Below are 9,531 nucleotides of genomic sequence, written 5' to 3'. Positions count from 1 at the left end.
TTTGCGCGCCAACGCAAACGCGCAGCCAGCCGAGGTTGTGAGGGCTACAAACCGACGCGCTGAAGAAACACCACCGCCCAACCTCCGTGCAAAAAAGCTGGCCACAAGCGGTCGGCATAGGCTCGTCCGGAGAACGAGAAATCTCGCCTAGACAGCCGGAACAGACGATGATCACATCACCGCCAGCCCAGCTAGACCGCCTGATTGAGCGGCAGAGGCCTGGTCATCGCCCGACGGCCATGGCGGCTGGCTGCTTCGGGGGGCTTGCCTTGGGCAGGGCTGCAGCTTAGGTTGATGACATTGAGCAAAACCCAACCCATATGGCAACTCTGCCGTTAACAATGGATACATTAGTTTTTGCTCAACATCGCTTTCATTCTTCAACTCTTCTACTGCAGGAGCTTTGAACTTCATAACATTTACACCCTTTCCCTAGCGGCATTACTTATTTAGAACTTACCTGTTATTCCCATGCCTAATGGAGCTTTCTCGCTTCATAGCATCTTGTGAACTTCTGTAAACCTTTCAGATGAAGGTTTGGCTCATAAAATCCTTTAAAACTCATCCCTGAACCTCTTCTACTTGCGGGCATACCAGTGCCTAGCTACGTCCTGTGTGATTGCTATCTCGCGTTTGGATTTGCCAAGTTTCGGTTAGCTTCGTCGTAGTCAGGACTCGTTTGGCCGTTTTCTGGTATCACTTCACCAGTAAGCAGCCACCATCTATAGCTAGGGTACAGCTTCCCTAGTATCTCGATTTCATCCGCACCGACACGCGCCCTCCCCCGCTTGATGTTCACCCAACGCGGGTAGTCGGTCTCACCAGCCTTTGAGAGCTCGACCAAGCTCGCTGCGTTAATCAGTTGAAGGGCTCTATCAGACAACCTTTCCTTCATTACAAATACTCATGGCATGTCATATGTACAAAATGACAAACTGCCCTTATGGTTTGCACATATGGCAAATTCATATGATTTGCCGTTATTGATGAAACATAAGGTACAGCTATGGAACAGTCCGGTGTAGTGGGGCTTTCGATTTCGGGAAACGCCCGCCGCGTAATGGATTTCCGCGACGCACCGTTTTGCATGAAATACGTGCTGGCTCAGTTCCTGGGCATGGAGCAGCTGGATCGAAAGCCACGCTCTGCCGACTGACCGTCACCGCGTCATCAACTTGCCCTGCTCACTAGGCATCAGCACGCCTGCCTGAATCCACGGAGGCCTTTATGGAAGAAAGCTATGTCCCCTTGTTGCTGATGCGCCACAACCGCCCGCTGCGTGGCGTGATGATCGACCGCCAGCCCTGGGTCTGTGCCAAGGAGTTCGGCCTGTTGATGGGGCACCGCCACCCGGAGCGAATCTGCCGGCTGATGGATGACGACCAGGTTCGCACGGTGATTTTCTGCACGCGTCAGGGCGATGCGGGGCCTGTGCAGGTGCTCAGCGAGTCCGCGCTTTACCGCGCCCTGTGCCGTTTCAGCCATCCCGAAAATCGCAGCCTGCGCCGCTGGCTCACTCACGAAGCCCTGCCCGCCCTGCGCGACGCCTGGGAGCATCGCGCGCAGGAACCCAAACGCACGCTGATGGCCTGAGATCGCCAGCGCATCAGCCTGCTGGAATGGCAAGGCGATCTGTGGATCGCCCTGCGCGACATGCCGCGCTTCGCCCCACCGCCGGCAACCGGCGAGTGCTCGTTGCGTGCTCTGCTCAATCGCTGGTGGCGTTGATGGCTAGCCTTACCATTCGCATGGACAACGATCTCAAGCAACGCTTGCGCGCTCAGGCAACCCGTAATGGGCGCTCGATGGCAGAGGAAGTGCGGCAGATCTTGCGGGATGCGCTCTTAAGCACTACCCCGCACGGCGCGCAGGTAACTTGCGCAAGGCAGCATTGTTCGCTCAATCCCCCTTGCGCTATCCACCCCGGCGAACTGTTGCGTGAAGCATTCCTGAAGGAGCTCGGGATGACGGTCCCCGCACTTGCTCGTGCGCTGAATGTGTCAGCCTCGACCATCAGAGACATAGTGCGGGAGCGACGGAACATCACTGCTGTCATGGCCATACGGCTTGGCCGCTACTTCGGGACCTCGGCCCAGCTCTGGATGAATCTGCAGAGCGTGCACTCTCTGGCCAAGGCGTACGCTGAGTGCGGCGATGAGATTGAAAGGGAAATAAAGCCTTTTCGACTGACCAACCAATCCCCCCCTTGTGTGGACGACACCCCGCATAAAGACACCTAAAAACACCTTTAAAGGTGTCTTTATGGGTGCTAGTCTACGAACGCTTACCCCGTGTTCGCACAAATGACCTTATGAAGAAAAGACCTGATTAGAGATAGCTCGGCCCATAGCGAGAGAACCAAGATCAGCTCAGTGAAGCTTGAAGGTTCGGCCCTTAAAGATAGAGCTCAGGCACGATGAATTGCAGATAGCAGAGAACAGGTGGATATGGCGATGACTTATGCGGTTTTGGCTGACGTTGCCGCGTCAGTTACAGAACTCAAAAAAGATCCTATGGGTACCATCCGCGAAGGCGGCGGTGAAACCGTCGTGATCCTCAATCGAAACGAGCCTGCATTCTATGCTGTGCCCCCCGCACGCTATCAAGCCATGCTGGAGCTGATTGACGATCTACAACTGGCTGAAATCGTACGCGCTCGGGCTGGTGAACCTACTGTACGAGTAGATATCGATGACCTCATCGCGCAAGCCGGCGGAGCCGACTAAGTACGCCCTGGAGTTCAACGCCCAAGCACTCAAGGAGTGGGGCAAGCTGGGCAAAACCATACAGTTGCAGTTCGCCAAGAAGCTCAAGGAGCGCCTTGAGAATCCTCGGATCGAGGCCGACAAACTCCGGGATATGCCCAACTGCTACAAGATCAAGCTGCGCTCCATCGGTTATCGCTTGGTCTATGAAGTGATCGACAGCCGCTTGGTAGTTACCGTGATCGCCGTAGGTAAGCGAGAACGCAGCAAAGTCTATGGCAGCGCCGCCAGCCGCTTGTAAGAAACCCGGCCGGATGCCTGTAAAAACGGGGCTTCCGTACATGAGGGTCATTGGCTAGTATCCATTGCATGTGTTGGGTCCTGCCCCCTTGGCCTGAGACATGGCGCTCCTGGGACTACCAGCACGCCCTCCCCTGCATGGAAGCTGCCCGCGTGATCCGACTCATCCTTGCCCTGATCGCCATCCTGCCGCTGATCTGCTTTGCAGAAATCTACAAGTGGACTGATGAGAGTGGCCGCGTTCATTTTGGTGACAAGCCGAAGGACAAGGACCAAGCCGAGCAGCTCTCGCTGAAGATCAACTCCTACGAAAGCGTCAGCTACGAATCTTTCACGCCAGCCCAGAGCGCGACATCGCAGCGCGTCATCATGTACTCCGCAGCCTGGTGCGGCTACTGCAAGCAAGCCCGCCAGTATTTCCGGCGCAGCGGTATCAGCTTCGTCGAATACGATATCGAGAAAAACCAGAACGCCCGCAGAGCCTATGACGCAATTGGCGGCAATGGCGTGCCGGTCATACTGGTAGGAAACAAGCGACTGAATGGATTTACCGTCGCGAATTTCCAGAGCATCTATCCGTGACAGGCAGCAGAAAATTAATTCGTCCCCTTTTCCTAAGCTGACCAATCCGACACACGTAGACCTGAAGCAGGTTGCCTAACGGGCGTTCGCCTGATCGCTGAAACGATTGTCACCGTCGATAGAGGTAGCCGTCATGTCGCACCCATCTTTGCAGATCAAAAAGGCCTACTTTGCCAAGGTGCGTCGTTCCAACTACATCGCCAGCCTGCGCTTGGCGGGTTTTCAGGTCACTCCTGCCGATGCGGAACGCCCATTACCTTCACGCGAAGCGGTATTGAACAAACTTCGGTCTAGGGACGCCTGAAAAAAACAAAGAGGCGGATTGTTCCTGCCCTGACGCTCGCACCCAGAACGCCATGGACAGCCTCAGTGCGAGCAATTAATCTGCCGGCCTTTCGCCATCAAGGATGAACCACGTGAAAACACTGCTACTACTGATCGCCATCGCCGCCGGTGGCTATTACGTCTACAACGAGCACTTCTCCGTTACCGCCATCACGGTCGATAGCTACCAGGCTTTGCTGAAGAAGGCCGAAGCCACAAGCGTAAGCCTCGACGAGGTGAAGGTCGGCGCCAACAACCTTGCAGCCTTCATATGCAGTGATCCCAGCTATCAGGTTACAGGCGGCTCGACACCGGCCAACTGCATGGCGCGTTACGAGAACTATCGGGAAATGTGCGAGAACCGCATCTTCGGCCAGTCCCCTCAGAGCTTTGCCAGCAAGTCCGAGGTGATCGCCATCGCCAAGCGCTACACCTCATGTGTAGGAGCGGTCGGCAGCTAAGCGAAAAAGGCGCCGCTCTGGCGCCTTTTGCTTGGGCAAATAAAAAGGGGTTAGCTTGCGCTAACCCCTTGAAATTTATGGTGGCTACACCGGGACTTGAACCTGGGACATCAGCATTATGAATGCTGCGCTCTAACCAACTGAGCTATGTAGCCAACGGCGCGCATTGTCCGCGTCTCGCCTACCGCTGTCAACCCCAGATCATCGATAAATTTACGTTTTATCAAGCGGTTAGGCTTCGCGGGTGGCGACTCCCTGAATCGCTCGTTTCTGAGCCTGCGGCTGACCTCTCAACCGCTCGGACGGTGCTTGCGGGGCTGTCGGGCGATGCCGGAAAATCCGCCCCCAGCAGGCTGCAGCGCCGCCGTGTGCTGGACAACTAACCAGGAGAACACCTTGAGAGCGAGAGACGACTTCGACGATCTGCGCGCGGAGCGTGATATGCCGACGCACTACCGCAACGAACCCAACCGCCATGCCGGGCTGTGGAAGCAGATCGCGATTGGCATCATCGTCGGCTACAGCGTGCTGGGCATCATCAGTGCAGTTGCCTGGATGATCATTGCGCGCTTCATGCTGGGCGGTCTGTCGATCACGTTGCCGTAACGTTCACATCTCTGCATCAGCGACGTGATGGCGATGGGGTTGGCACTTGCCATCCCCTACCCGCCTCTTCATCCTGCTCCATTGTTTTCGCAAAAGAGCCCTCTCATGACGCCCATCCAGAATATCGGCCTGGCGCTATTCGTCCTGCTTTCCATCGGTGTCGCCATCGGCCACAAGACCGAGTGCGGCGATGGCCGCGTGGTGGAAACCTATCTGGCCAAGGGACTGGCTTCAAAGGTGCTGGGGCATGATCTTTGCCAGCAACCCTGAACCAACCGAACATTAAGGAAGATGTGATGAAAAAGTTCGCCCTGCTGGTCAGTTGCAGTCTTCTTGGCGCCTGCGCCAACTTCGGCTCGCAGCCACCGGTGCCGATTACCTCTCCCGTGGTGCAGGCGTTTCGCGATATCTGCCTGCAGACTGCGCCGAGTTTTGCCGAGGCGCATCGCGTGGCGCGCCAGCATGGCGTCACCGAGATGACCGATATGGGCTTTGCCACCGTCGGCTTCAATGCGGACAAGAGCCTGAGCATTCAGGTCAAGGTCAGCCACGAATGCGTGGTAACCAGCGAGGCGCAGGAGGATGACAACCTGACTCGTCAGTTGCTCAGCGCAGCGGCGATCAACGCCGGCACCACGGTGCCGCGCAAGGTGCCGGTGAGGATGATGATCGCCGGGCAGCCGTTCATCCTCATGCATGATCGTGAAGGCGGTGAAGCCTTGGTGATGCTGAAGCCGGAGTGAGGGGATCGCCGTAGGGCGGATGATGCCTTGTTCATCCGCCGCCGAAAGGTGGATCGAGGCGTGGTCCACCCGCGGCCAACAAGCGGTACAGCCCTGCGTAGGAGCCCCGCCCCGGGGCGAAGCTTTTGCTTTCGCGGTGTTCATACGATTCGCCGCGAGGCGCGGCTCCTACGGGGTGATGCAGTGCCCGCTGCGTCTGTGTAGCCCCGCCGCGCTACAGTGTTTTACCGGGGCGCGTGGCCAGCAGCAGGCCGCCGAAGATCATCGCGGCACCCAGCCAGTGATAGAGCTGCAGGCTCTCGTTCAGCAGTACCCACCCCAGCAACGCGGTGAATACCGGCATCAGGTAGTTGGTCAGCGCCGCCTTGGCCGCGCCGATCACGCGGATGCCGTGGTTCCAGGCCAGGTAGGCGAGCAGCGAGGCGAACACGGCGGTGTAGGCGACGGCCGAGAGGTTGGCAGCGTTGATTGCCAGATGCGCGCCCTGGCTCAGTTCATATAGATAAAACGGCAGGATCAGCGGTACGCCAAGCAGGATGAATACGCCCAGCAATGCCAGCGGCGGGATCGGCTGCAGGTACGCCGACCAGCGCCGCAGCAGCAGCGAATACAGCGCCCAATCGACCACCGCCAGTAGCATGATCAGGTCGCCCTGGTTGAACGACAGGCTGGCCAGGCGGCTCCATTGCCCCTGGCTGATCAGCACCGCCAGGCCCATTACCGCCACCAGCATGCCCCACCAGGCGCGGCGTGCCGGCCACTCGTTGAGCAGCAGCCCGGCACCGATGAAGGTCACCAGCGGCAGGCAGGTATTGACCAGCGAGATGTTGATGGCTGCCGTGGTCTGCGCCGCGCTGTAGAGCAGCGAGTTGTAGCCGGCGATGCCCAGGCCGCCGAGCACCAGCAGGCGCCAGCCGGCAGTGCGCACGGCCACGCGATGGCGCCACAACGGCATGGCAACGAAGGGCAGCAGCAGCGCCAGGGCCAGGCACCAGCGCCAGAACGACAGGGTGAACGGGGCGATCTCGCCAGCGAAGGCGCGCGCCACCAGGGCGTTGCCGGACCAGCAAAGGTTGGCCAGCAGCAAGCCGAACAGCGCCAGCGGGCGCGAATGATTGAGTGCGTTCATGAGGTGACGCGACATTTATCTGAGTGGAGGTTGGCCGGCTGTGCGCGGTCACCGAGCGAGCAGTGCTGAGCGATCATTGCGTAGCTTCCGAATCAGGCGGCTTTGCACCATACGGAGGCATTACAGGCTTGGCAAGGTGGCGGACCGTAGGGTGCGCCGTGCGCACCAACTCTGCAGTGACAGCATCATGGCTAAAGCCCCTCGAGCCAAACCGCGGGAGGCGCTTCAGCGGCGAGCGTTGCAGTATCTCGGCGTATTCGGTGCGCGCGGCGCACCCTACGGACGTTAACGCTGACTGCGGCGGCGCAGCGGGCGGCTCAGTAGCCAGAGAATCAGCAGCACGCCGGCCAGGATCACCGCACTTGCGCCCCACTGCATCGGCCCGGCCAGGCGGAACAGCTCGGCCGGGTGCAGGCTGGGCGCGCGGATCATGCGCGCTTCGGCAGCCGCACCGCTGGTGGGAATATCGGCCAGGCCGTCGCCATCGAGATCCGGCAGGCTGCGGATATGGTCGAGCAGCACCTGCCATTCCTTGAGTTCCTGCACGCCTTCCTTATCCGGGTCCTGGTCGATGATGGCATCTTCGATACGCGGCAGCGGGCGGCCCTCGGCATCCTTGGGGATGACGTTGAGCAGGCCCTTGGTCAGGTCCGGCACCAGCCAGGTGAAGCTGCCGACGTAGCTGGTGGCGCCGATGCTGTAGAGGCGCGTGTCGTTCAGATCCAGGTCACGGTAGCCGCCGTGCGGATCGCCGATTTCGATGCGGCTGACGCGGTCGAAAGGCACGCGCCACGGGTTGTAGGTGAAGCGCACGCCGGAAACCCGCGGGTAATAGCTCTGGCTGTCACGCAGTTGATAGGCGAGCAGCAGCACTTCCAGCAGTGACTTGATTTCGCGCGCGCTGATGTAGGCCTTGATCATCGGGTAGCCCGGTTCGTCGTCGAACTGGCCGATGCCCAGCGGGGCGATGCGAAACAGGTCGGAGACGTCCTGCACGCCATTGCGGCCCTTGAGCAGGTCATCGCGGATGGTGCCGTTGCCGGTGAAGGCCAGGTCGGCATCGACGGCATGACGCAGCGCATCGGTGACCAGGTTGGCCAGGGTCTGGTCGGTGAAATCACGGCCCAGGCTCTGGTCGACCTTGGCCAGCGGCTGGTCGAAGCGATAGCCCTTGGGCGTCAGCATGCGCTCGCTGACCACCTGCTTGAAGTCTTCGACCTTGGCGGTGATGGTCGCGTCGCCGACGATACTGTCGTTGACGGCGTGCAGGCGATAGTCGCGCACACGCGGCACGCCGTCGTCGCCCAGGCTCATGCGCAGTTCGCCGAGGTACTGGATCTCGGAACCAGCCTGCACCACCGGGGTACGCCCACCCACCAGCACCGGCTGCGGCAGCGCCACATGCGAATGGCCGCCGACGACGATATCGACGCCGGGCACCTGCTCGACCAGTTCCACTTCCTCGCCGCGCCAGCTGCCATCGGCCTGCTGGGTGACGCCCATGTGCGAGAGCAGGATGACCACCTCGGCGCCCTCCTCGCGCAGCTTGGCCACGGTTTCCCTGGCGGTGGCGACCGGGTCGGCGAAGGTCACCGGCTTGATCATCGGACTGACGGCCACGGCGTTGTTGCCGAGCAGGCCGAACAGGCCGAAACGGATGCCGCCGCGCTCGATCAACTTGTACGGCAGGATGCGCCCGGCTTCGACGTGCTCCTGCAGGCTGTCATCGGCCTTGCTCGCGGCATCGAAACGCATGTTGCTCGACAGTAGCGGCACCAGCGTGTCGCCCTTGGCCTTGTGCGCGGCGCTGATCATCGCGGCCAAGCCGGCCGGGCGGAAGTCGAATTCGTGGTTGCCGATCACCGCGGCGTCATAGCCCAGCTCACTCATCAGACGCAGCTCGCTGCCCATCTCGCGGGCAATGGTGTGAAACAGCGTGCCCATGGTGAAGTCGCCGCCATCTAGCAACAGCAGAGGTTCTTCACCGGCTGCTGCGCGGCGTTCATTCAATAATGTGGCAAGCCGGGCGACGCCGCCGACGGTGTCGTCATCGTTCACCGTCGCCGGGCTGTATTCATTGTTGGGGCCGAAGCCGAGCAGGCGCGACTGCCAGTCGTTGCTGTGCAGGATGGTGAAATGGCGCTCGGCGGCGACCAGCGGCGTCGCACTCAGCAGGCCGGCGAGCAGGAGAGAGAGGAACAGGCGCATGGACGATCCTTGACGATGACTGCACACAGTATGGAGCAGGCCATGACGCCAGGCAGCGACCGATCGAGACGCACGTTGTCGCCAATCGAGTCAGACTTTCATTGCCCCAGATCAGCCCCAACCCAGACGGCGGGACTAAGCTGTAATCAGGACTGCGAAGTGGAGAAGCGCCATGGACCACTATCACCTGATGTTGATACTGCTGATCGGTGGCTTTCTGCTGCTGGGAGTCGGCTTCAACTTTCGCGAACACGAATGGGGCGTACGCGTGCTGGGTTTGGGCGTACTGCTGATGCTGGTGCCGATTGCGTTGCGGGTGCATCTGGCGTTGGCGTGAAACCGCTCTTGTAGGAGCCAGCTTGCTGGCGATCCGCTTGAAGCATCGCTGGCAAGCCAGCTCCTACACGTGATGAGGCTTTCGCGGCCACTAAAGCTGGCAACGCAGAATACCGGCCTTCAGGCCGTGCGCCGCG

14 protein-coding genes and 1 tRNA gene are annotated in these 9,531 nt (G+C 59.9%); 12 read left to right on the top strand and 3 right to left on the bottom strand.

Annotated elements, in window-relative coordinates:
* Window positions 1-1,006: 1,006 nt before the first annotated feature.
* The 8 genes from BLS08_RS26385 (at window position 1,007) to BLS08_RS16890 (ending at window position 4,372) form a co-directional block, all read left to right on the top strand.
* Window positions 1,007-1,156, top strand: a complete 150-nt coding sequence (locus BLS08_RS26385) for a hypothetical protein (RefSeq protein WP_157837811.1) — start codon at window positions 1,007-1,009, stop codon at window positions 1,154-1,156.
* 71 nt (window positions 1,157-1,227) lie between these two features.
* Window positions 1,228-1,593: a BRO-N domain-containing protein gene (locus BLS08_RS16920; protein WP_084341864.1), complete on the top strand. Its 366-nt coding sequence runs from the start codon at window positions 1,228-1,230 to the stop codon at window positions 1,591-1,593.
* A 134-nt stretch (window positions 1,594-1,727) separates the two neighbouring features.
* Complete coding sequence (locus tag BLS08_RS16915) at window positions 1,728-2,240, top strand: HigA family addiction module antitoxin (protein WP_116619771.1); 513 nt, start codon at window positions 1,728-1,730, stop codon at window positions 2,238-2,240.
* A 213-nt stretch (window positions 2,241-2,453) separates the two neighbouring features.
* Window positions 2,454-2,726, top strand: a complete 273-nt coding sequence (locus tag BLS08_RS16910) for a type II toxin-antitoxin system Phd/YefM family antitoxin (protein WP_169886850.1) — start codon at window positions 2,454-2,456, stop codon at window positions 2,724-2,726.
* Window positions 2,692-3,006 (top strand): type II toxin-antitoxin system RelE family toxin, encoded by a 315-nt coding sequence (locus tag BLS08_RS16905; RefSeq protein ID WP_064494115.1) that lies wholly within the window; start codon window positions 2,692-2,694, stop codon window positions 3,004-3,006. The genes BLS08_RS16910 and BLS08_RS16905 overlap by 35 nt, the downstream gene beginning before the upstream one ends.
* Before the next feature lie 152 nt (window positions 3,007-3,158).
* A complete protein-coding gene (locus tag BLS08_RS16900) occupies window positions 3,159-3,587 on the top strand; it encodes a glutaredoxin family protein (protein WP_083366043.1) in 429 nt (142 codons plus the stop codon).
* Between the two features lie 133 nt (window positions 3,588-3,720).
* Window positions 3,721-3,891, top strand: a complete 171-nt coding sequence (locus BLS08_RS16895) for a YhfG family protein (RefSeq protein ID WP_090337012.1) — start codon at window positions 3,721-3,723, stop codon at window positions 3,889-3,891.
* Window positions 3,892-4,003: 112 nt separating this feature from the next.
* Window positions 4,004-4,372 carry a hypothetical protein gene (locus BLS08_RS16890; RefSeq protein ID WP_084331635.1) on the top strand — a complete coding sequence of 123 codons (369 nt, stop codon included), beginning with the start codon at window positions 4,004-4,006 and terminating at the stop codon, window positions 4,370-4,372.
* Between the two features lie 78 nt (window positions 4,373-4,450).
* Here the strand turns inward: BLS08_RS16890 and BLS08_RS16885 are convergent.
* Window positions 4,451-4,527: transfer RNA gene (locus BLS08_RS16885), tRNA-Met, on the bottom strand.
* A 241-nt stretch (window positions 4,528-4,768) separates the two neighbouring features.
* Between BLS08_RS16885 and BLS08_RS16880 the strand changes: the two genes are divergently transcribed.
* The 3 genes from BLS08_RS16880 to BLS08_RS16870 all read left to right on the top strand — a co-directional run bounded on the left by BLS08_RS16880 (window position 4,769) and on the right by BLS08_RS16870 (window position 5,721).
* Complete coding sequence (locus BLS08_RS16880) at window positions 4,769-4,978, top strand: hypothetical protein (protein WP_039964341.1); 210 nt, start codon at window positions 4,769-4,771, stop codon at window positions 4,976-4,978.
* Between the two features lie 105 nt (window positions 4,979-5,083).
* On the top strand, window positions 5,084-5,248 hold the full coding sequence (locus BLS08_RS26380; protein WP_088339305.1) for a hypothetical protein: 165 nt from the start codon (window positions 5,084-5,086) through the stop codon (window positions 5,246-5,248).
* Between the two features lie 26 nt (window positions 5,249-5,274).
* A complete protein-coding gene (locus tag BLS08_RS16870; RefSeq protein WP_090337010.1) occupies window positions 5,275-5,721 on the top strand; it encodes a hypothetical protein in 447 nt (148 codons plus the stop codon).
* 214 nt (window positions 5,722-5,935) lie between these two features.
* Here BLS08_RS16870 and BLS08_RS16865 read toward each other — a convergent pair whose 3' ends face one another.
* Entirely contained in the window at window positions 5,936-6,850 is a 915-nt protein-coding gene (locus BLS08_RS16865; protein WP_045734204.1) for a DMT family transporter, read from the bottom strand.
* 285 nt (window positions 6,851-7,135) lie between these two features.
* Window positions 7,136-9,058 (bottom strand): bifunctional metallophosphatase/5'-nucleotidase, encoded by a 1,923-nt coding sequence (locus tag BLS08_RS16860; RefSeq protein ID WP_017678164.1) that lies wholly within the window; start codon window positions 9,056-9,058, stop codon window positions 7,136-7,138.
* Between the two features lie 172 nt (window positions 9,059-9,230).
* Between BLS08_RS16860 and BLS08_RS26375 the strand changes: the two genes are divergently transcribed.
* Complete coding sequence (locus BLS08_RS26375; RefSeq protein WP_017678165.1) at window positions 9,231-9,395, top strand: hypothetical protein; 165 nt, start codon at window positions 9,231-9,233, stop codon at window positions 9,393-9,395.
* Window positions 9,396-9,531: the final 136 nt, after the last annotated feature.

The organism is Ectopseudomonas chengduensis, from assembly GCF_900102635.1.
Lineage (GTDB): Bacteria > Pseudomonadota > Gammaproteobacteria > Pseudomonadales > Pseudomonadaceae > Aquipseudomonas > Aquipseudomonas chengduensis.
Note: the sequence above shows the minus strand (reverse complement) of the source record. Positions and strands in the feature narration are given on the sequence as shown.